The organism is uncultured Pseudoteredinibacter sp., assembly GCF_947502065.1.
GTDB lineage: Bacteria > Pseudomonadota > Gammaproteobacteria > Pseudomonadales > Cellvibrionaceae > Pseudoteredinibacter.
In genome coordinates this window covers 341417-361686 of record NZ_CANMYE010000001.1, presented here as the reverse complement: position 1 = coordinate 361686, position 20270 = coordinate 341417, and the positions used below count along the sequence as shown (strand labels likewise).

The window sequence follows — 20270 nt, the reverse complement described above, 5'->3', positions numbered from 1 at the left end:
GGCCCCAATGTCTTTAAAGCACGCCATACTCACCCTTTTAGAAACCGAAGACGGGACAGGATACGATCTGCTCAAGCGCTTTGAGGATCACCTAGGGTATTTTTGGAACGCGAGCCACCAGCAAATTTATGCGCAGCTTAAAACGATGCATAAAGGGGCCCTTATCGACTGCCAGCTAGAAGCCCAAGACGATAAGCCCGACAAGAAAATATACACCCTTACTGACTCAGGAAGACAGGCGCTCTCAGAGTGGGTTCAGCAACCCTTGAAGCTGGGTAAAGTAAAAGACGCCCTTTTAGTTAAAATTTACGCGGGCCACCTAGCCAATAAAGAGCAGCTACTAGAAGAAATGTTGCATTACCGAGATAGCCATAAGCGAATGTTGCAAACCTTTCTGGCTATTGAAGATGAATACCGCAATAGCAGTAAAAAGAAGCAGCAAGAATTAGCCATGCCATTTTTGACCTTACGCCGCGGCATCATTGGCGAAAAAGCGTGTATTGAATGGGCTGAGGAAGTTATTAACTACCTACAAAAACAAACAGCAGGGGCCAATAAATAACCCCCGCCATTGCTTTAGAACTTAGCTTCGTAGCGAAGGCCGAATGCCAATTCTCTTGAAGTAATATTATCGGCAGCAAGCAGTGTCTGATAATCCACAAAGCCAGATAATCCATATTTGAACTGAGCCGCCAAACCAATACCTAGGTTAAAGTAATTACGATCTGGGATATCCGAGGCAATCAACATTTCACTGGTCGGATTCGAAGTGTCGAAACGGAAAGGATCGTGCACAAAACTTGCGCGAATAATGCTGTTTTGATTTTTAAACTCACGATAGTAGTTGCCGTTTAAATTGGCAATCAATACCCCCCAGTCCATTAGGAATACCCGCGAGCCATGGAAGCCTAAACCAAAGGTGCTGGTAATATTGGCCTGGCCACTGTATTGCAGCTCCAACCCCGACTCACCACGCTCGGCAAAGCCATCAATACTGGTATCGCTATAGCTGAAGCTACCATTGGGGCCAAATGTCCACGGCCCATCGTTATAGTCCCAACCAAAATCAATAGTGGCCAATAGCTGATCACCGCCGGTATTACCACTGCGTTGTAAATCTACTAAACCGGAAGTATCGCGATACTTAATATGACGGGTAACATCAAAATCAGAATCTGCGTATGTAATACTGCTGTCGATATAATAATTTTTATCGCTATAGAAAGAGCTGTATGCCGAATAGAAGGTACTATTGCCCTCTAGCACACCACCATCATTGGCATAATCTAAATCGCTACGGGAATAACCTACCGCCACACCGGCTATCAATTTATCAGTAAGTCGATAATCCATACCAGCCGTAATACCATTGATATCTAACTTAAAGCCGCTGTTATTTTTGCTTGGGTCTCGCTCACCGTAAGCAACATTACCGTTTATAAACAGACCTAAACGTGAGTCACTATAAATCTCAGGTTCCTCATCACCACTGGCTGCACCCCCTAGTAGATCTCGGCCTACCGCTGCAAACATATTCCCGCTTAAGCTGCCGCCGTCTAATTGTAGATTTAAGCCACTAACATCAATAATAGCTCTGCCACCGCGACGTAATTGGGTAAAGCGGTTACGCAAATTACTTTGGTGCATATTGGTGAATCTTGCGGCAGTAATAATAATTGCCTCAGCTTCTTCGCCTGCGATTTGATCTAGTGCCAACACAATATCCTCATCACTGAGATCAGGATCGCGTAGACTTTCGCAACGGTTTCTCAAGTTGGTCTGCCCAGTACTAAGACCATTTTGCTGGCCCATTTCAGATAGCCGCGGACATAACTCATCAAGCGCCCCCGCCACTGTACCTTGCTCAGTGTTTAGTCCACCGGTATCACTTAGCATGCGAGTGGTGTCGGCATCCAACTCCTTAACTTCAGCAATAAAATCGACTCCCGCTTGCTTGCCATTACTATCAGTTGCAATGACTCGTAGTGGATGGGTACCTACAGCCAGTTCAGCTTTTGTAACCATTCCTGTTGCTATAACTTCACCTTCTTTTAACCAACTAACATCATTGATCGGATTATCAGAAATGATCTTACCGGTCGCGTCCAATACCACTTCGACCAAGCCATCGCCATCAAAATCGGTTACCGAGATATCCTCTTTTGAAATATCTGGTGCACCCTCTTCATTAACATTGACAATTTTAACCTGGGAGGTTGCCAAGCTTCCTAAGGAGCCACTGCCAGATGGAGAGCTTAGGCTTAAAGAAATATCTTCGGCAGCCTCATTCAGAATATCTACGTTAATCGACACGACGAAGGTTTTATCGCTGGTATCGCCCGCTGCCCAACTTAAGGTTCCGGAAGCGGCCAAATAATCACTGCCCACAGTTGCACTACCATCAGCAGTGGAGTAATTCACGCTCACAGCACCGTTGGCACCACCACTGCGAATTACGGAGATGGTCACACTGCCAGCATCTTCATTAACTTCATACATCGCTTCACTGAAGTTGAACTCGCCTGCCGGCTCAATTTCATTTTCAGCAATAGTAAAAACAAAACTTGGATCAAAACCAAAACTTGCGCCACTGCTTAAATTACTTGCCAACGCAGAGAAAGTTTCATCGCCTTCAAATTCATTATCATCCAATAAGGGAATACTGATTGACTTACTGCCAGATTCGCCCGCCGCCCAACTCACTGTTGTGTTAACGCTCGTATAATCACTACCTGCGGTTGCCGTGCCCGAGCTAGTAGCTGCTGACTTTATAAGTGGGCTGCTATCGATGGTGGCAAAATCAAAACTTAATGAAGACGATAGATCGCCGCTTCGGCTAAAGCTTAAACTAATCTCACCAGAATCTTCTGAAAAGCTTCGCTGAGGGCTTACACTAATCTGTGGCGGAGCCGCTACTACTGAATCGTCATCAACGATAGTGATATTTTGGAAGCTGTCTATGCTGCTTAGTATTAATCCACTTTCTTGATTGAGGAAAATATCGAAAACTTCATCACTCTCTACATCAGTATCGTTTACGACCCCGAAATTAACCGTGACCGAGGTAGGACTTACTACTGTGTAGCCCGCTCCTGGCTGTGCACCTGATATATCAAAAACAATAAATACCGTTTTTTCTTCAAAATCGTCACTGCTTGCCGGATTGGGTGTACCCGAAGTGGAAACCAGCTCTACCGACGCAGTACTACTAGGCAAGGAGTCAATAGTTACCGTTGCAGTAACTGGGCCTTCAGATTCTAGGACACTATTAACTGCGCTAACGCTGACCTCTGGAGTGCTTCCGCCACCTCCTCCACCTCCGCCTCCAATGGGAGTCGGAGTTACCCCTTGAATATCGGCACCTGGCCAGCCTGTACTGCCCGAAATATAGGTAATGGTTGTTAAGCTATTGCCTGCAAAGGCCAGTGGAAAAATGATTGGTCTGTTGCCATCAAGTGCCACAGTACTTAGGGCATTATTGGCAAAAGCATTATCTCTAACCACAGTTACGGTGTCCGGTATAGTGAGCGAGCTTAAACTATTGTTCGCAAATGCATCATCATCCAAGGTCTCAAGGCCTGAAGACAAAGAAACCGATGTCATACCATTGTCACGAAATGCCCGAGAAAATATTCCCGTCACACTACTGGGTATGGAAACTGAAGATATAGAATTACCCCTAAACGCATCTGAACCAATCGTGGTAACACTACTGGGAATAGAAACTGATGTAAGATTATTACCTAGAAAAGCTGAGGGACTAATAAAGGGAATACCATTCGCTATGGTTACCGAAGTCAGCCCGCAGTTACTAAAAATTCCCTGCCCTAAAATAGACAAGCTACTTGGTAGGCTAACCGTAGTTAGTGCGGAATTATTTTGAAAGGCATTGTCATCTATTCTGGTCAATGTACTCGGTAGAGACAAAGAGCTTATAGAGTTGTTCGCAAATGCTGATGCCCCAATTCTAGTAACGCCGGAAGGAATTGTTAGACTGCTAATACTGTTGCCAACAAAAAGCGATTGCGGGATGACGGTTAAAGTTGCTGGAATACTTACCGACGTTATATTGTTACTGGCAAAGGCACCAATACCTATAGTGGTAGCGGAGCTTGGAATATTGATAGCTGTAATACCGCTATTTAAAAAAGCGCTCTGCCCGATATCTGTAATGGTATTTGGAATGGTAACCGTATCGTTAATCCCCAAATTGGCAAAAGCTAAATTGGCGATTCTAGTAACAGGGGTCCCAGCGTTATCAGATGGAACAACGAGTGGCATATTCGAACAACCACTACAGCCCGTTACCGTATCCGCCGGACCAAAGGTAAAAGTTTGCGCCATCAACTGACTTGAAAGTAAGCACAAAAATAATGCTGAACCAAGAGTGATAATTCGAGAAAACACATCCCCTCCGTGAGCCTGTGCGGGCTAGGTTTTTAGTAGTAAATTCAGTTAATCGTGAAACCAAAGGCCCATAGCCACCATTACATACCGTTACCATTAACAATATGTTGCTGTGGAATTATTAAAAAACCATTTAGACGACAGAAACTAAAACCACATCACAAGGGTAATGTGACAAGGTTCAAGGTGGAATTTTATTAGTATTGGCCGCTCACTTTTCGAGCCTGCTATTTTAAAAAAATAGCTGCTAGCTGGCCTATACCTAGAGTTGGTAGTTTTTAATCCATAATGGACACTAGGAAAAATTGGAAATCATGTTTTATACAATTCAATTACAGCTAAACATCAAGCGTCATGCAGCTGACCGTTCAATGTCGCCAACAACTGATCCCGCTGCTGGCAATCTGTCTCACCACTTTCAAGACTGTTAATAATCAATTGCAAACTCTGCTCCTGAGCAGCAAGTGTTTTCTGCAATTCCCGGACATCATTTAATTTGTTATGGAGCTGTTGAATCATTTTGTCTTTATCCCACTCGTCATGGTGGTGACACATTAATTTAAGCTCTTGCAGGCTTAGGCCCAGTTTTTGTCCGACTTGAATTCTAAACAGAGTATCTAGCTCAGTTTCACCATATTGCCGATAACCGTTGCTGCCACGAGGAACGTTTTTCAACAAGCCTTCAGATTCGTAAAAACGAATAGTATGGGCCGCCACCCCCGAGATTTTCGCAAGTTCACCAATCTTCATAACGCAATACCACCTAGCCTCATATCACTTCTTTACTAAGCCAAGCCAAAAAGGGCATTGACCTTAAAGCTCACTTTAACCTTACACTAGCTGCCACTCAAGAGACAACTGAAGCAACTGCTTAGCCAGCCAAAAGGCGCTAAGCACGACAAATTCATCAAGAGGTAAATCATGCTTAAGCCGCTATTTCAGCCATTAAAACTCGCCAGTGGTGGCGAGCTGCCAAACCGCATTGTTAAAGCTTCCATGGAAGAGAGCCTGGCAACAGAGGATCAGCTGCCCAGTGACGCCCTAATAGAGCTATACCGCCAATGGGGGCAAGGTGGCTGCGGACTTTTGCTTACCGGCAATGTTATGGTGGATCATATGGCCATGACTGGCCCAGGCGGTGTAGCACTGGAAGCCAACACCCCACTAGGGCGCTTTCAAGATTGGGCAAATGCAGCCAAGGCGGGTGGCAGCAAGGTCTGGATGCAAATCAACCACCCTGGCCGCCAAGTATTTGCGGGCATGAAGGGTAAGGCGCTTTCTGCCTCCGATATCCCCTTGGATTTGGGTAAGAACTCCAAGCTATTCGCTCAACCCAAGGCCATGAGCGAAGAAGAGATTCAGGATGTGATTCAACGCTTTGCCGCCACTGCCAAAAATGCTGTTGCTGCGGGCTTTGACGGAGTACAGATTCACGCCGCCCATGGTTATTTAATCACCCAATTTCTCTCGCCTTTAAGCAATAAACGAACCGATCAATGGGGTGGCTCACTCGAGAATCGAGCACGCTTACTTTTAGAGGTGGTAAAAGCCGTCCGCGCGAACTTACCAAGCGATGCAGCGGTAGGCATTAAGCTGAACTCTGCCGACTTCCAGCGCGGCGGTTTCCAACCTGAGGATGCCAAGCAAGTAGTGGCCATGCTCGACAATATGGGCGTAGATTTGATCGAACTATCCGGCGGCAGTTACGAAACCCCGGCCATGCAAGGTCGCACCTCGGATGAACGCACACTGGCAAGAGAAGCCTACTTCCTAGAATTTGCCGAAGAAATCGCCCAATCGACAGATATCGCCATTATGACAACGGGTGGCGTTCGTCGCTTAGAAATTGCCGAAAAAGTTGTTAGCTCAGGCGTGGCAGCAGTAGGTATCGCCACCGCACTGGCCTATCACCCTAGCTTGCCCAACCACTGGCAAAACAACAGTATGCTTGATGCGATTGTACCGCCGATTGAAATGAAAAATAAAGATTTGGCCGCCTTTGCCACAATGGCAGTAGTTAAACGGCAGATGCGACGTATGGGTAATGGCAAAAAGCCACTAGCAAAGCCTTCTCCATTGTTCTCGCTCATCAAGGAACAATTTCGATCCAGCAAACTGCAGAAGCGCTATCGCGAACGATTTGTTAGCTAGTTTTAAGCAGCCTTGAGCGGGTTTTAATAGCAGCCTTACGCGAGTATTTTTAAAAAACTATAAGCGGGCCAAAATATAGGCCTGCTCATTAGCTCTTTATCTCATTACTCCAACCTAGCAACTTCTTCTGCACTTAGAAAACGAAACTGACCAGGACTAAGACCTTCTATCAAATCCAAACCTGCAATAGATTCACGATGTAAACCGACAACACGGTTTTTACTGGCTTTAAACATGCGCTTAATTTGGTGGTAGCGCCCTTCAGAAATACTCAACAATACCTCTTTAGGCGCTACCGGCTCTAACTTGGCAGCTAGCGTTTTGCTTTGTTCACCCTGCAATAAAAAACCGTCAGCAAACTTTTCCACCAAACCATCGGCCAGCTCTGAGTTAAGCTGCACACGATAGGTTTTCACACAATGATGCTCAGGTGCTGTTAAACGATAATTCCACTCGCCATCATCGGTAAGCAACAGTAAACCTGTAGTATCGATATCCAGGCGGCCAACAATTTGCAGCTTAGCTATATTGATCGCCTCAAACGCTGGCAGCTCACCTACAAAATTGTCAGCTTTAATAAAGTCCAATACCGTGGGATGGGTTTTATCGGCTCTAGCACTTACAGCCCCAGCTGGCTTATTCACAACTAGGTAACTAAAAGGCTTTGCACATAAAGGCTGGCCATCCAAGCTCACCGTATCCTCCCTTTCTAGCAACTGCGCAACACTCTCAGCCAATTTACCAGAAACCTGCACTCGCCCAGCTTTAATCAAGGCTAAGCAATCTTGACGGCTAATATTAGCGTTGTGAATTAGAAATCGATCTAAACGCACTTAAAACAACCTATTTGTAGGGAATATTAGGGAAATTGGGCTAATGCTGGCGAGGCACAGCTAGCTGGCATTATAATGCCAGCTAGGGAAATTATAAGCTTTTATAGCTATACCACTATCTACATCACTATTACTAAACACTCAAAACAACGCTATGCAATCAGACCCAAAGAAACTAGTCGCCAAGAATAAGAACCTCATTCATTCAGAGATGATGAAAGTAGTATCCCATGTCCAACGCGAACAAGGTGATTGGATATTGCATACCGTAATGGTAGAAGGTCAGGACGTACCCTTTAAGTTTAAGCGTAAAGACAACTATCAAAACTTAAAAGGCGCAAGGGTCAATATGACCTATTACCCAGATCAAGAATCAGTAGCGGGTATGGCTTTTGAAATAATGAAGGTAGTACGGATAAAGCGGGCGTAAATTCCCTCTCGAAACGAAAACACGCCCATTGAAATTATAACCTTTGATGACACTCCATGGCCAAAGCAAAAAGTAAAACCGAAAAGAAAATTGACAACAATATCCGCCTGGCGCTAACCGCTGCTTGCGATCAGTTTCTTGAAGATATCCCGGGTTTTCAGTGGTTAACCCACCAGGCTAATTACACTAATTTCCCAGCCAGCCTGATGATCACTTGTGTTTTTGATACTGAGGAAAGCAGTAATCACACAAATAAGCCGAAAATCTATAAAGTTATCCAAAGTAAGCTTCTGAAAATTGGGGTTAAATTCAAATCGCCTGAGAGACAGGTCATGTTTGATTCTGAAGAAGCCTGCACACATGAAGATGATGGAAAGTGGAATGAGCGCTTGGAAAGATTGAAAGGGCGTTCCATACCAAAAAATAGGCCTGAATAGTGAAATCATTTGTAGCCGTCTACTGGGAAGGGAATACTACATTACATTGATGCCACACCCACTCTATGTGGATTCACTCGTTTAATATGGAAAGATTTAGAAGCCACCAGAATGACTTCCCATACAGCGTAAACCAATGGCGAAGTGCCGCCTTTTCATTGATACGCGCTCAGATATACCTTTACCCCAGTGCATAATACTCCTAAAGTCATTCACGTATACGTGTACCATCCATTGGTAGTTACAGAGCATTAATTATGTTTATCCTTAAAGGTATCCTGCGGGCAGAAACTCAGGAGAAAATCCTTATCTACTTGCTTACAAGGAAGACAGGCTATAGCAAAGCCATTGCTGAATTCTATGAGCTATCACCTAATGCCACGTAAAAACAGCTGTCTCGATTAGAAAAAGATGGGGTTGTGGTGAGCAGGTTAATAGGCAAACTAAGAGAGTATGAACTAACCCTCGATATCTCTTTGTAGCCACACCCAAGACTGCCTATAAATTAATGCACTTTTAATCTTTAATGACCCAACCGGCGACCTCTAATTTGGCATAAATTTCTAAACGGGTTTGAGCTTCATCTTTCTCGGTAAGTGGCGGCGGTATTATTATCCCCTAAAGCACTGTTCACGATGATACGCCATGAAATACTGATTGCAGTCATTAAGCTTAATACCCATATCCGAGTGAACACCTAACATTTGTGTATCTTCTAATTGCCTAGAAAGGCGAATTTTGCCCGACTCCTCAAAAGTAAGGTAACCGAGGTCAAAAACTTTATCAAGATTAGGCAGCAACAGCAGCCCGTTAAACCTACTAAGCCTTTCTTCGTCATTAGATGCCCTCCAAGGCTTGATGTGAGAAGCAACCAAAAAACGAACATCACGATAGCCTGTAACGGCACATCCCTGCCACTGATCGATCAGCTGACTACGAAACTTGCCCTGGCCGACACGAGCATTTACCAAAGTCGCCTTGTCCGTACTCGAAGTTCCATCACTACTTAAGATTTCTTCAATATCTTCTTGGACGGACTGATTGGTCTGGCAATCGAGATATTCAGCGTACTGACGAAGAGCCGCGCTGTACATCCCATTCCCTTTGGTGTTCTTTTCTAAAAAAACAGGAAGTTGCTGAATAGGTTCGATAAGAGCATAAAACTGGGCGGGCTCCCTTATCTCACTTAGACTTTCTTTAATAATGTTTCCGTCTAATGCCCAGTTACTGATCGAGCTTTGTATGGCGCCCGAATAATTCTTCGCGGTTTTTTCAGATTTACCGATACTTACTAGCCATTGATGAAAACTTGATGCCTTAGAATTGTTCTGCAAAATAACACCCACCATCCATATGTACACTAGCGGCTCACCGTAAGCCTATATTTGCAATTTTGAAGCTAACACTGGCAATCAATAAAAAGCTCTTCTATTTACTGGGGCCAGTAAATGCAACCCCTTTGTGCAATTACCCATTGCTCTCTCAACGACAAACTATAATGCCTATTTGTAACTAAATCACTACTTTTACCGGGGCTGTTGGGCTCTTCATCATTAACGGGGTAGAGCCGGCTGTTGGGAAACGACCTAAGCAACCGCTACCAATTTTTAGGCACAAAAAAACCCGCAAGCTTTCACTTGCGGGTTTTTAAGATTTGGTGGAGCCTAGCGGGATCGAACCGCTGACCTCAACACTGCCAGTGTTGCGCTCTCCCAGCTGAGCTACTGCAACCCCTGCGGGGTTTGCAGGCACTTACCAAATTGACACTGAAGCCATCGTGATTAGGTTAATATTGGAGTGAGTGTATCACACCTTTGAACGCACTCTAAAAAGTCGAAGCCCTCAAACTGGTTGAGTCGTAGCATTCGAGAACAGGACGACCCGCTCGCCCAAAAATCAAACTGCACAAAATACTAACTACCACTTTGTTAAATAAAGCTTCGACCTCTTTCCTTAAATCCGTTACAGTATAACGGAAAAACACTTAAACTGAGGCTCCGCGTGGATAAAACTACATCAGTGCGTCAACAACGATATCGTAAGCAAATCGCCAAGGGGGATAAGAAGCGCCTTCAAGTTGTGATTGATCGTGAAGAGGCTGAAAAATTGGATGATATATGTGCAATCGAAGGAGTCAGTAAAACTGAATTTATTAAAAACGCAATTGCTCAGCATTCGCAACCAGAAAAAAACAACACAGAAAATACAAAGACTCATTCGGAATAGGCGATGCTTGAAAAACTTACATATTCAGATCCTTTGGATGAAGTGCTTGAGCTCCAAAGTACTTATCTATGCACTAAAAGCAGCGAAGAGAGAAAGAAACTAGGTCAGTTTTTCACGAGCCCATCAGTTGCTAGATATATGGCGTCAATGCTTCATAAGCCAAGAGCCAAAAAGGAAATTTCTATCCTTGATGCCGGAGCAGGTACAGGTATTTTAACTGCAACAACTGCGATACACCTGCTAAACCTTGGCTGTGAATCCGTTCAAGCCGTATTGTATGAAGTCGATTCTGCAGTGATTCCTTATCTTAACAATACGATGAAGGTTATTGAGCGGCACTATCATGGGCTTAATCGAAAATTCTCCTTTGAAATCAGAAACTTTGACTTTGTCTTAGACCGCCCTGATAAAAGGGAAATGTCATTTGATATTTCAGTAATAAATCCACCCTACTTCAAATATAGACTGAAAGACTCGCCTTACGCCAAGGCAGTGAGTGATTTATACAAAGGTGACCCTAACATTTACGCTTCATTCATGGCTATAACTATCGCCAGTTTACGTAATTCCGGTCAAATGGTTTCCATTACACCAAGAAGCTATACTAATGGACTTTATTTCAGGAATTTTAGGGATTATTTGCTCAACAAAATGGGCATCCAGTCAATTCATATTTTTAAACATAGGGACCGAGTATTTAAAACTGATGAAAACAATGTACTTCAAGAGAACGTTATATGTAAATTTGTAAAAAATAAAAAATATGACTTTGTTGACGTACACTCAAGTAATTGTGATGCAGGTCTTACGTCTGCAACTACCCAAAAGTACCCCAGATCACTAATTATTGACTCTTCAAACAACCAAAACCTTATTCGTATACCCGAGTCATTAACTGAAGCCAACTTCTTAAAACAGGCAGAAAAATTAGAATCTACATTTTCAGATTCTGGTTATTTCATATCTACAGGACCTGTTGTAGAGCACCGTACTAGAGATTTCATTAAAGCCCCTCAGAATCGAAAAAATCTTATCCCTCTATTGAAAACTAGAAACATTACTCCTTTAAAAGCGATCTGGTCTAGTAAAAGTAAAAAGGACATGTGCTTTAAATTGTTAAATGGGCATGAAAGACACACTTTGGACAGCAGGAATTATGTTCTTCTGAAACGATTTTCACCAAAAGATGAGAAACGCTGTCTGGTTTCTAGTATCTATTTAGCTGATAGCTTCAAAGAGCATCAATACATTGGTATCGAAAACAAAGTTAATTATATTGGAGTAAAATCTGAAGAATTAACCAAGACAGAAGCTTTTGGGTTATGCGCAATTTTTAACAGCTCGTTTTATGACCGATACTTCAGGTGTATTTCAGGAAGTACTCAAGTGAATGCTACTGAAATCAGAATGATGAGATTTCCGAACAGAGATCAGGTAAAGGATATCGGTAAGAAAGCAATGAGAATAAAGAACTTTGATCAACACAAAATTGATGACCTTGTAAATAATGCGTTAAAGGTAAAACAGGGTATATAAAAGGAAAACACAACTACAGGAGGTAAAGCTAGAGTTTAAAAATAGAGAATAGGTCTTCCTACCTCCAAGCTAACGTCCTAATTTATCACAGCCACTAAATACGAGTTTAACAATGCCTATCACCGAAGAGTCACAAGAAGCCATTCAAAATGAAATTTCCCTAGCAAGGAAAACTATTAAAACTGATGATTATTCAATGTCAGTCGGGGAATTAATTAATTTGTATAAAGATGGAGAAATTACACTTGATCCTGCATTTCAAAGACTATTTCGATGGGAAGACACGCAAAAAACCAAATTGATTGAGTCGATACTTATTGGAATCCCGGTACCCGAAGTTTTTGTTGCTCAAAAAAGTGATGGGACATGGCATGTTGTAGACGGCGTTCAGCGTCTATCGACAATATTTCAGTTAGTGGGCGAACTAAAAGACACTGCCCCGTTAAAATTGACCACTTGCAAGTACATTCCATCACTTGATGACATGTCATGGGCTGATCTGCCAGTGAGCACCCAACGTGAGTTCAAGAAGTCGAAACTTCGTGTAAACATAATCCTTACCGAAAATAGCGATGAAGCCCAATACGAATTATTCCAACGACTTAATACCGGGGGCACGGCACTTTCAGAGCAGGAAGTTAGAAATTGTTTAATGCTGATGATAAACACAGAGTTCTATGAAAAAATTAATCATCTTAAAAATTACAGCAATTTTCTGGAGTGCATTAAGCCTCTTAAAGAACATCAGCTTGAAAAAGAATTCCACATGGAGCTTATTCTTCGGATGTTTATTGGTTTAGAGGCAAAGACTAACTTTCAGGACTATGAACCTATAAGTAAAGCTGTAATATCAGAATTTATTGATAAAGAAACTATCAAACTTATGAAAGATTCTGATTTAGCGAAATTCGAGGACATATTCAAAAGAACCTTTGACAAAATGAAATCTGCCATGGGCGAAAATTCATTTAAGAAGTACGACTTAGAAAAAGAAGAATTTAGTGGTGCCTTCAATGTTAGTACATTTGAAATGATTTCATCAGGAATAGCTAAAAACATTGAATCAATAGAAAACAAAGGAAATGGTGAGATTGTAGAAAAGATTAAAGAAATCCATAGGCAAGATGAAGTACAAGCTTCACTAGCAAGAGGAATAAAGCCTATTAAGAGATTCAAAGATTTAACAAAATTTGCCAGAGAGTTTTTTTAAAACATGGATAGCATTGACGAATTTACGAGACTAATAGATGCCGATCTCGCATGGCGAAAGAGAGAAGTATCGAACCTTATTTTGCTAGAAAATCCTGAAAATCAACTAGTGATAATAAAGTCAACCTTATTGCTGATTTATTCTCACTGGGAAGGTTATATTAAAAATGCTAGCAAATTGTACTTAATACACGTATCTAGAAAGAATTTGGACATTAATCAGCTAACCGATAACTTTAAGGCGATTTCTCTAAAAAATGTAATAGCAAAAGCGTATGAATCTTGTGACTCCCTGAGCCTATCTAATGAGCTTAACTTTTTAGACAAGATGAAGGACGACTCAAACAAGAAATTTCGAGTTTCTAGGGAAATCATAACAAATGAAAGAGACAAATCAATAATAAACACCAAAGATAATCTTAGCATAAAGGTTTTCAAGTCAATCTTAAAAATTGTTGGAATCGACTATCAGGAAATCATTGACACCAAGCGTACTTTCATAGACGAAAAGCTTCTCGAAAACCGAAATAAGGTCGCCCACGGAAATAGAATTGAAAGTGTTGACGACGAGTTCAACGTCAACATTGACGAATTAAAAACAATAAAAAATTTGATCTTCTATTTGATGGGGTGTTTTGCTGACGATCTAAAGTTCTTTGTAGAAAATGAATTATATTTCATCGATAAATCCGACGACACCCAAGAGTACTTAGAATTAAAACGTGAAGAAATAAGAGATTCCTTGCCATAGGGAAATACAAAAAATCAATAATCAGGAAAGAACTTCCAAGTATACCAATAGGACTCAACAATATGGACATTTGCAATTCCAGCTACAAATCTATAAAACGTAAGTATTCTGGAGTTCATACAATCAGAGTGATATCCGATCTTAAAAGAAAGAGAATGAGAGAGAAAAGATTGAAGTCCATATTAAAAATCAATAAAAGAAAACCAATAAACAATGTATTCAGCCTGTCAGAAATTATAAGTGATCTAATTTCTGTCGAAAGACAAAAATATGAGGAATTTGATTACAATCACAACCCAACTTGGGGTTCTATGTTTGAAGCACTGACCGAGGAATCAGTAAGAAGAATGACTCACGAATCGTTAGATTTAAATCTGGTAAGCGGATTTATATACGACAACTCTGGGTTCAGGTCAGGAGAAATCGATAGAATGCTAACTAAGGGAAAACCTAAAAGACTCGGGTTTACCGATTCATACGAGTGCCACATAAAAGATGTACTTGTTGTTTTTGAAGTTAAAAAAACTCTAGCTAAAGCGGATCTAGAGGACGCTTGTGAACACTTATCAGAGGTGTCAAAAGCATACGCTAGGCGTTTTGATTCAGAGTTAGATAATGGGTGGATACCAAATATATCAATCGCCGCAAAGACCTATGCTCGAATTACTGGAAATCCTGAGCCAACAGAGTTCAATGAAATCCACCGGATGAACAAGGAAGACGCCCATATATTTTATGCTGTAGTTCTGGACACCTACTCTCCCATAAAGATTATTCATGGATACGCTGGTTACAAAACCGAGCATGGTCTAAGAACAGCATTTTTGAACTTCATCGAGGATCGACAAGAAAAACATGGATTCGGTATTCCACATCTCCCGAACTTAATATCCAGCGAAGAGTTTAGTCTTGCCAAGATTACTGGGATGCCGTTTCACACTCAGAGATTAAAGTCTGGATTTTGGCAGCTGATCGCATCTAACCGCAGTAACCCTATCGCCATTATGATAGAAATCATTTGGACTAAAATCTCTCATGAATGCAATGTTCACATGCCTTGGGGGGATGATATGGATGTGGATATTATGGCTGGATTACTTAGCGGGAAGTATTTCATCGATGAAGAAACAGGGAAAGAAGGCTGGCAACTATCTTCGATCGAACCAAAAGAAAGCACTCTCGCGGAAATTTCTCGACAAGATAAATGGAGCCCTCAAATAGCTCCTCTGCCCGTGTTGAGTATTTTAAGACAGATTTCCATTTTTGGTGGAATTGAAATTAACTCGGATTACATCAACCAGACAGCTCAGTCTATTAAACAATCGCCCAAGGAATTAGTAGATTCACTAGTAGAAAGTAGTCTATTTTCCGTGTCTGAATCTGGCTGGCTAGATTATATTGGAAGTTCACTTCATGTAGTTGAAATCAACAAATCAGAGTGCGCGATTTCTAACGACCAAGGGCGTCTTCGTTTTTGGTGTGAAGCCAACAACATATCTCCACACCTCGAAAATTACTTGAAGATATAACTCGTTTTTTATTTACCTTTATCTGGCTCGTAAAAACTGAATAATTTAGACGGGTGTACTTTAAGAGTATCAGCGAACCGGCATATATTAACTAAGCTTACATTTCGCTCCCCGCGCTCAACTCCACTGATATAGGTTCTATCAAAACCAGCAGCTCCCGCAAAACTCTCTTGCGTAAACCCACCCGCTTTTCTTAGCTCCCTCAGATATACCCCGAATTCTGGACAGGGAAAGGGTTTCTTCTCTTTTGCCATGTTGCCCTTCCAAAAGGGTACATGGTCTTTCGATGTGACTCATCATCCAACGGACTATAAGTCCCATTTTTCATCAAATAGGGTATAATGAAGACTATAAGTCACATTTTTAGACTTTCCAAGAAATATTCAGCACCACAGCTAACTACAACAAGGAATAGAAATGACTAGATTGATCAATTTTTTACCCATTTTAGTGTTATCAAGTTTCACAGCTATCGTAGGCTGTAGCAGCTCAGGCGATGCCGAAGCCACAGCTGAAGCTATAGTCATATCCGGTGTATCAAAGAGCGCCGAAAACGAACAGATGCTTAAAATGTTCAAAAAGCAGCCAGAATTTAAAGCCATGGTCTCTTGCTTCACTCAGTCGCTAGAGAATCAGGGCTGATCAAGCTCCGACCATGATAGTTATATGGAAGCTACCGGGGGCACTGGTGACTTCCGAATGATCGACAATCGTAAATACAGCGAAACCGAAGCCATGGAAAAATTTGGCGCTATAGCTGTAGCAACCAGTGAATGCATGTAAGGAATATGCCCACATGAAAACCATCAACTTTGGATTTATGATTGCTGTCGTGCTTGTTTCAAGCTTTGCGATAGCTAATGACCTAAGCGACTTTACTATCCGTGGCATTTCCCCCGGCTCTGATTCTCAAGAATCTTGCACTACCCTCTCAACCAGCTTCAATGACGAAAGGAGCATGAAAGATAAACTTGGCATTCCGCGTAAGTCACCTGATTGGTTGCTCAATGTTGATCGCCAAATTCATCCCTCCAGTGAGAGTAATCGTACAGGCTGTATCGGTGGCTATAAGCTGTACGACAAAAAAATTGGCGGAGCCCTAGTTCGTTTTGACAGTATCGAAGTCAAGTCGCAAAATAACATGGTCTATTACATTAAGAACTCACAACACTTAAATGTAGGACCGAATATTTCAGATTGCACAGACCGTCGCTCCAAGATGATAAGCAGCCTAATCAACAAATACGGAAAGCCTACAATTCACCGTGAAGATGAAAAACGTGGCGCAACCTTTGAACACTTAGTTTGGGATTACAGCAGCAAACCAAATCTTCGCCAAGGAAACGTCAAACTTGAAGAGTACGAAGCGTATATACAGTGCGAAATGTACTCACACGGCGCATCATTTGCACTCATGAAGACGGAAACCAAAGTCCATTCAGGGAAAGCAATTGCAGACTCTCGAAATCTGGTTAAAGCACAAAAGTCTTTTGAAACCGAACTTTGAGTTCATCCAGCTATGAGATAGCGGGCACGGCCCGCTATCTCTCAAGTTTCTTTACGCTGCTTCGAAGCTATCAAACCATGGCTCAAAATCAAAGAGGCTGATATCACAAAGATCATACTCTTCATCATCACCTTCAATACGACATGTGACAAACTCATTCTCCGCTGATTGAAACATGACCAATGCTAATGATTCAGGTTTTAGATATAGCCGGATCAACGCCATAAAAAGCAGCGCAAACTTAGGAGTCATTTCTCCGTAACGGCTCAAATCTACAGTGAGGGGGTTCATTGGACGAATGTGATTTGCTTGAGCAGCAATATCCATTGCATGTAATGACAAGCCATTTAGTAGTCGACCGGTGGCACCATCAGCGTAATGAATTATCGTCTTGCAAACAGTAATCCCTGAAGGAATCAACTCTTCTAGAGAAGACAGTGTTTGTCCTTTAAATATTGTCATATCGAAAAATGGATAAATAACAGTTTTGTTAAACATAATAGTCACCTTGTTTTTATTATTGTGTTAGTGATTTAGCGTCCGCCGCTTCAGCTAGACTTAATTCAAGCTCAGCGGCTTCAGCCTCTTCTGAACATGAATAGGGTATATCCTCTTCGGGATATAAATCATCTTCTGAGTAACAGCTCCAAAGTAGCTCATACTCAGTATAGGTATCAATAGTAGTATTTTTCATGAAACACACCTTCGTTATTATTATTGTGGGTGTATGGCCCGCCCTAAGGGCGGGCCTTATTGTGAATCACACTAGGGGCAGTGGTTAATCACAAATTCTCGGGTCTTATGCTGCCAGTACATATAATCGGCATGACCAAACTGGCTTTGCATGTAGGGATTGCCAGAAAAAAAGTCCAGCAAGAGACAGTGAAAGCCTGTATTGCGATCAACATCACTTGATTCGCAGAGGGCATCAAACAAATCAATCACCTTTTGTGGAACTTGTATCTGAAAGCGTTTAAGTTCGTTTTTCATATCACCCCCTATGCCACTTTGCGCATTGGCAGCAAGGTGCCGGTAACACTCTGATTGTGCAAAACAATCAATGCTTGACGAAAATCAGGATAATGGAAACTTACTATCTCTTTTACATCATGCTGCTGAAAACTGATTCGTTCTTTATCTAGGATTTCGCATGCACGCAAACATTGCAGCTCCTGCACTTCAAGGTGTTCGCTTTCCGTGAATTGGAAATCAAACTCGATTACACGAGACTTAAGGCTAGGAATAATTTTCTTGGGGTCATTGCACGTTAGCACATAGCGGCAACGAGGAAACTTCTCTATACAACGAGCCAACGTAGGCTGTGAATGCCGTTTATTGAGAAGATCAGCTTCGTCGAAGATAATAGCTTTATCACCCGTTAAACCACGAGTCGACGCAAAAGAAATTACTCGCTCACGAATACCATCAACATTTGGGGTTAAGGTCGCGTCAACAAGCATGGAATCTAATCCAAAATCATTAACTAGCGCCTGTGCAACAGTCGTCTTACCAACGCCTGTTGGTCCTGAGAACACAATATTTGGGAGTTCACTCTTAGATATAAATCCTTCCAGATTTATACGGTACGCAGTTGGCAGAATACATTCTGCAATTGTTTGTGGGCGATATTTCTCTACCCACAGGACGGATTTGTCCTGTGTTTTCTGAATAGTCATTGGAATACTCCTATTATAATTTTTATATGACTAAATTAATTTTTAGCGTAGACATCTCTTCATGCCCACGGTTGCTAATGTACGTACAAGTTCTTCACCTGTCAACAGGAATTTTGAAAAAACCCTTTAAAATCAAATAGTTGAACATGTTCAACTATTCTTTCTCGGAGTATAACCTTTTGATTTCAAAGATTTTTTGATCCCGAAAAACTGCTAAAACTACAGAAAAATAAATTATTTAAACGCTTTATTCATACATACTTTGGCTAAATTTTTAATGTATTCACAATGAGGCCGGGCTCCGCCCGGCCTTTTTCAAGGCAAACCACTCAGGCTTCAGTAAGCAGGTCTTTAATTAAAACACCTTCATTATGCTTTTAGCGCATCTCTTCTACCTGTCCAAGGCTAAGCTTGCATTTAGCACCTAATCAAGCTTTTCCAACAAGGCTTCATGTTTTTGCTCTAACTCCAAATGCTCCCTTTCTAACTCAACAAACATTTTCTGAAATCTAAGCTTTTCTCCGATAACTTCTTCATTATTATCTTTGGCACACAAAAACCCTGCTGCGAAAGCAATAATCGCAGCTAACTCGGCAGGCAAACCAATTGCCAAAATAGCCAATACAAGCACCACACCAATAAAAAAGATAACGTATCCTGCCTGACTCATCATATAAGCCTCCTGCTTATGGCGATTTCTTCTGAAAATATTGCCTAGAATCTCCATGAATTATACTGCGGTATTTGGCCTACGGCCAAATACCTATGTCATGTCTGAGCCTGTCTAAATACCTGTACTGGCAATCCACCGTACAGGAGAAGAGATATGGATACAGAGAAGAAACGCCGTCTGGCGAAGTTTAAGCGCAAGCGTAAGGAGCTGCGTATCACCAACCACACCCAACACTGGCTAAATGCCCTCAGTGCTTATTATGAGACCACAGAGACCGCAATCATCGAAGCAGCTGTAATGTCCTTCGGAGAACGGTACATCACAGATGCCATGGCTGAAGTTAAAGATAAAGGGGCTGGTCAGAATCGACCATTTATCGAAGAAGCAAAAAAATACGAAAAATTGCCCAAAACCTCGAATGAGGGAATTTTGTACGTATAAATAATATTATCGCCACCTACATTGTGGCGTGGTTGACCGGAGTCCACTACCGATTCTGCCAAGCCTAGCTTGTTGCCGATGGAGGGTATGACTCCCCCTTTATATTATGATGTTGGTCGAAGGCGATAGACCAATGAAATCAAAATTGATCGCTTGGATTGTGGCTCTGAGTAAAAAGCAACCACAAGTGATTGGGGTAGTCAGTCAACAGGCTCCCAATTGCTCCCGCTGGTTTCCATAAATGCCGTAGTTGGTACTGCGTGGAAGTTTCGTAGACGTAAAGGTGACAGGCTAACCCCCCTACCTGATTACAGGTTGTCTTGTTGACTGTGTTGAATGGTACGTTATACGCATAATGTAGTAGACACATGGAAGCCAATTGGTTTCGTGTGTCTACTGGAAACGAAACCGCATAAATTAAGAAATATATTAATAATAAAGAAGATGTGGCGAAGCCACTCCCC

Annotated in this window: 22 protein-coding genes; 12 read left to right on the top strand and 10 right to left on the bottom strand. The window is 42.0% G+C overall.

The window, feature by feature from the left end; genetic code table 11:
• Positions 1-7 precede the first annotated feature (7 nt).
• Positions 8-562 carry a PadR family transcriptional regulator gene (locus Q1A41_RS01590; protein WP_299973749.1) on the top strand — a complete coding sequence of 185 codons (555 nt, stop codon included), beginning with the start codon at positions 8-10 and terminating at the stop codon, positions 560-562.
• Positions 563-576: 14 nt separating this feature from the next.
• On the opposite strand, the gene Q1A41_RS01585 is transcribed toward Q1A41_RS01590, so the two are convergent.
• Both Q1A41_RS01585 and Q1A41_RS01580 read right to left on the bottom strand, forming a co-directional pair.
• Complete coding sequence (locus tag Q1A41_RS01585; protein ID WP_299973746.1) at positions 577-4407, bottom strand: leucine-rich repeat protein; 3831 nt, start codon at positions 4405-4407, stop codon at positions 577-579.
• A gap of 345 nt (positions 4408-4752) precedes the next feature.
• Positions 4753-5157 carry a MerR family transcriptional regulator gene (locus Q1A41_RS01580; RefSeq protein WP_299973744.1) on the bottom strand — a complete coding sequence of 135 codons (405 nt, stop codon included), beginning with the start codon at positions 5155-5157 and terminating at the stop codon, positions 4753-4755.
• Positions 5158-5328: 171 nt separating this feature from the next.
• On the opposite strand from Q1A41_RS01580, the gene Q1A41_RS01575 reads away from it, so the two are divergent.
• Entirely contained in the window at positions 5329-6558 is a 1230-nt protein-coding gene (locus Q1A41_RS01575; protein ID WP_299973741.1) for an NADH:flavin oxidoreductase/NADH oxidase family protein, read from the top strand.
• Positions 6559-6662: 104 nt separating this feature from the next.
• On the opposite strand, the gene Q1A41_RS01570 is transcribed toward Q1A41_RS01575, so the two are convergent.
• On the bottom strand, positions 6663-7391 hold the full coding sequence (locus Q1A41_RS01570) for a pseudouridine synthase (protein ID WP_299973738.1): 729 nt from the start codon (positions 7389-7391) through the stop codon (positions 6663-6665).
• A gap of 154 nt (positions 7392-7545) precedes the next feature.
• On the opposite strand from Q1A41_RS01570, the gene Q1A41_RS01565 reads away from it, so the two are divergent.
• Both Q1A41_RS01565 and Q1A41_RS01560 read left to right on the top strand, forming a co-directional pair.
• A complete protein-coding gene (locus Q1A41_RS01565) occupies positions 7546-7821 on the top strand; it encodes a hypothetical protein (protein WP_299973735.1) in 276 nt (91 codons plus the stop codon).
• Positions 7822-7877: 56 nt separating this feature from the next.
• Positions 7878-8258 (top strand): Fis family transcriptional regulator, encoded by a 381-nt coding sequence (locus Q1A41_RS01560; protein ID WP_299973732.1) that lies wholly within the window; start codon positions 7878-7880, stop codon positions 8256-8258.
• A 611-nt stretch (positions 8259-8869) separates the two neighbouring features.
• Here the strand turns inward: Q1A41_RS01560 and Q1A41_RS01555 are convergent.
• Positions 8870-9619: an HNH endonuclease signature motif containing protein gene (locus tag Q1A41_RS01555; RefSeq protein ID WP_299973729.1), complete on the bottom strand. Its 750-nt coding sequence runs from the start codon at positions 9617-9619 to the stop codon at positions 8870-8872.
• 640 nt (positions 9620-10259) lie between these two features.
• Here Q1A41_RS01555 and Q1A41_RS01550 point away from each other — a divergent pair.
• From Q1A41_RS01550 to Q1A41_RS01530, 5 genes are all read left to right on the top strand, one after another.
• Positions 10260-10484 carry a ribbon-helix-helix domain-containing protein gene (locus tag Q1A41_RS01550; protein ID WP_299973726.1) on the top strand — a complete coding sequence of 75 codons (225 nt, stop codon included), beginning with the start codon at positions 10260-10262 and terminating at the stop codon, positions 10482-10484.
• 3 nt (positions 10485-10487) lie between these two features.
• Entirely contained in the window at positions 10488-12020 is a 1533-nt protein-coding gene (locus Q1A41_RS01545) for an N-6 DNA methylase (RefSeq protein ID WP_299973723.1), read from the top strand.
• Between the two features lie 112 nt (positions 12021-12132).
• Positions 12133-13230, top strand: a complete 1098-nt coding sequence (locus Q1A41_RS01540) for a DUF262 domain-containing protein (protein ID WP_299973720.1) — start codon at positions 12133-12135, stop codon at positions 13228-13230.
• A gap of 3 nt (positions 13231-13233) precedes the next feature.
• Positions 13234-13980 carry an MAE_28990/MAE_18760 family HEPN-like nuclease gene (locus Q1A41_RS01535; RefSeq protein WP_299973717.1) on the top strand — a complete coding sequence of 249 codons (747 nt, stop codon included), beginning with the start codon at positions 13234-13236 and terminating at the stop codon, positions 13978-13980.
• A gap of 155 nt (positions 13981-14135) precedes the next feature.
• Positions 14136-15509, top strand: a complete 1374-nt coding sequence (locus Q1A41_RS01530; protein WP_299973714.1) for a DUF6602 domain-containing protein — start codon at positions 14136-14138, stop codon at positions 15507-15509.
• 8 nt (positions 15510-15517) lie between these two features.
• Here Q1A41_RS01530 and Q1A41_RS01525 read toward each other — a convergent pair whose 3' ends face one another.
• Entirely contained in the window at positions 15518-15763 is a 246-nt protein-coding gene (locus Q1A41_RS01525) for a helix-turn-helix transcriptional regulator (RefSeq protein WP_299973711.1), read from the bottom strand.
• Between the two features lie 163 nt (positions 15764-15926).
• Between Q1A41_RS01525 and Q1A41_RS01520 the strand changes: the two genes are divergently transcribed.
• Both Q1A41_RS01520 and Q1A41_RS01515 read left to right on the top strand, forming a co-directional pair.
• The gene (locus tag Q1A41_RS01520) at positions 15927-16151 is read left to right on the top strand and encodes a hypothetical protein (RefSeq protein ID WP_299973708.1); all 225 of its coding nucleotides are present in this window, start codon (positions 15927-15929) and stop codon (positions 16149-16151) included.
• Positions 16152-16305: 154 nt separating this feature from the next.
• Complete coding sequence (locus Q1A41_RS01515; RefSeq protein WP_299973706.1) at positions 16306-17016, top strand: hypothetical protein; 711 nt, start codon at positions 16306-16308, stop codon at positions 17014-17016.
• A 51-nt stretch (positions 17017-17067) separates the two neighbouring features.
• Here Q1A41_RS01515 and Q1A41_RS01510 read toward each other — a convergent pair whose 3' ends face one another.
• The 5 genes from Q1A41_RS01510 to Q1A41_RS01490 all read right to left on the bottom strand — a co-directional run bounded on the left by Q1A41_RS01510 (position 17068) and on the right by Q1A41_RS01490 (position 19365).
• A complete protein-coding gene (locus Q1A41_RS01510) occupies positions 17068-17514 on the bottom strand; it encodes a hypothetical protein (protein WP_299973703.1) in 447 nt (148 codons plus the stop codon).
• 19 nt (positions 17515-17533) lie between these two features.
• Entirely contained in the window at positions 17534-17710 is a 177-nt protein-coding gene (locus tag Q1A41_RS01505) for a hypothetical protein (protein WP_299973700.1), read from the bottom strand.
• Between the two features lie 71 nt (positions 17711-17781).
• Positions 17782-18006, bottom strand: a complete 225-nt coding sequence (locus Q1A41_RS01500) for a hypothetical protein (protein ID WP_299973697.1) — start codon at positions 18004-18006, stop codon at positions 17782-17784.
• Positions 18007-18014: 8 nt separating this feature from the next.
• A complete protein-coding gene (locus Q1A41_RS01495; protein ID WP_299973694.1) occupies positions 18015-18692 on the bottom strand; it encodes an AAA family ATPase in 678 nt (225 codons plus the stop codon).
• Between the two features lie 424 nt (positions 18693-19116).
• Positions 19117-19365, bottom strand: coding sequence for a hypothetical protein (locus Q1A41_RS01490; RefSeq protein WP_299973691.1), 249 nt, complete (start codon positions 19363-19365; stop codon positions 19117-19119).
• Between the two features lie 153 nt (positions 19366-19518).
• Between Q1A41_RS01490 and Q1A41_RS01485 the strand changes: the two genes are divergently transcribed.
• Positions 19519-19806, top strand: a complete 288-nt coding sequence (locus Q1A41_RS01485) for a hypothetical protein (RefSeq protein WP_299973688.1) — start codon at positions 19519-19521, stop codon at positions 19804-19806.
• Positions 19807-20270 lie beyond the last annotated feature (464 nt).

Excerpts from the sequence above, each read along its gene's own strand:
- Q1A41_RS01590 (WP_299973749.1), top strand. The coding sequence starts at position 8 with ATGTCTTTAAAGCACGCCATACTCACCCTTTTAGAAACCGAAGACGGG.
- Q1A41_RS01580 (WP_299973744.1), bottom strand. The coding sequence starts at position 5,157 with ATGAAGATTGGTGAACTTGCGAAAATCTCGGGGGTGGCGGCCCATACT.
- Q1A41_RS01575 (WP_299973741.1), top strand. The coding sequence starts at position 5,329 with ATGCTTAAGCCGCTATTTCAGCCATTAAAACTCGCCAGTGGTGGCGAG.
- Q1A41_RS01565 (WP_299973735.1), top strand. The coding sequence starts at position 7,546 with ATGCAATCAGACCCAAAGAAACTAGTCGCCAAGAATAAGAACCTCATT.
- Q1A41_RS01560 (WP_299973732.1), top strand. The coding sequence starts at position 7,878 with ATGGCCAAAGCAAAAAGTAAAACCGAAAAGAAAATTGACAACAATATC.
- Q1A41_RS01545 (WP_299973723.1), top strand. The coding sequence starts at position 10,488 with ATGCTTGAAAAACTTACATATTCAGATCCTTTGGATGAAGTGCTTGAG.
- Q1A41_RS01540 (WP_299973720.1), top strand. The coding sequence starts at position 12,133 with ATGCCTATCACCGAAGAGTCACAAGAAGCCATTCAAAATGAAATTTCC.
- Q1A41_RS01535 (WP_299973717.1), top strand. The coding sequence starts at position 13,234 with ATGGATAGCATTGACGAATTTACGAGACTAATAGATGCCGATCTCGCA.
- Q1A41_RS01530 (WP_299973714.1), top strand. The coding sequence starts at position 14,136 with ATGAGAGAGAAAAGATTGAAGTCCATATTAAAAATCAATAAAAGAAAA.
- Q1A41_RS01525 (WP_299973711.1), bottom strand. The coding sequence starts at position 15,763 with ATGGCAAAAGAGAAGAAACCCTTTCCCTGTCCAGAATTCGGGGTATAT.
- Q1A41_RS01520 (WP_299973708.1), top strand. The coding sequence starts at position 15,927 with ATGACTAGATTGATCAATTTTTTACCCATTTTAGTGTTATCAAGTTTC.
- Q1A41_RS01515 (WP_299973706.1), top strand. The coding sequence starts at position 16,306 with ATGAAAACCATCAACTTTGGATTTATGATTGCTGTCGTGCTTGTTTCA.
- Q1A41_RS01510 (WP_299973703.1), bottom strand. The coding sequence starts at position 17,514 with ATGTTTAACAAAACTGTTATTTATCCATTTTTCGATATGACAATATTT.
- Q1A41_RS01505 (WP_299973700.1), bottom strand. The coding sequence starts at position 17,710 with ATGAAAAATACTACTATTGATACCTATACTGAGTATGAGCTACTTTGG.
- Q1A41_RS01500 (WP_299973697.1), bottom strand. The coding sequence starts at position 18,006 with ATGAAAAACGAACTTAAACGCTTTCAGATACAAGTTCCACAAAAGGTG.
- Q1A41_RS01495 (WP_299973694.1), bottom strand. The coding sequence starts at position 18,692 with ATGACTATTCAGAAAACACAGGACAAATCCGTCCTGTGGGTAGAGAAA.
- Q1A41_RS01490 (WP_299973691.1), bottom strand. The coding sequence starts at position 19,365 with ATGATGAGTCAGGCAGGATACGTTATCTTTTTTATTGGTGTGGTGCTT.
- Q1A41_RS01485 (WP_299973688.1), top strand. The coding sequence starts at position 19,519 with ATGGATACAGAGAAGAAACGCCGTCTGGCGAAGTTTAAGCGCAAGCGT.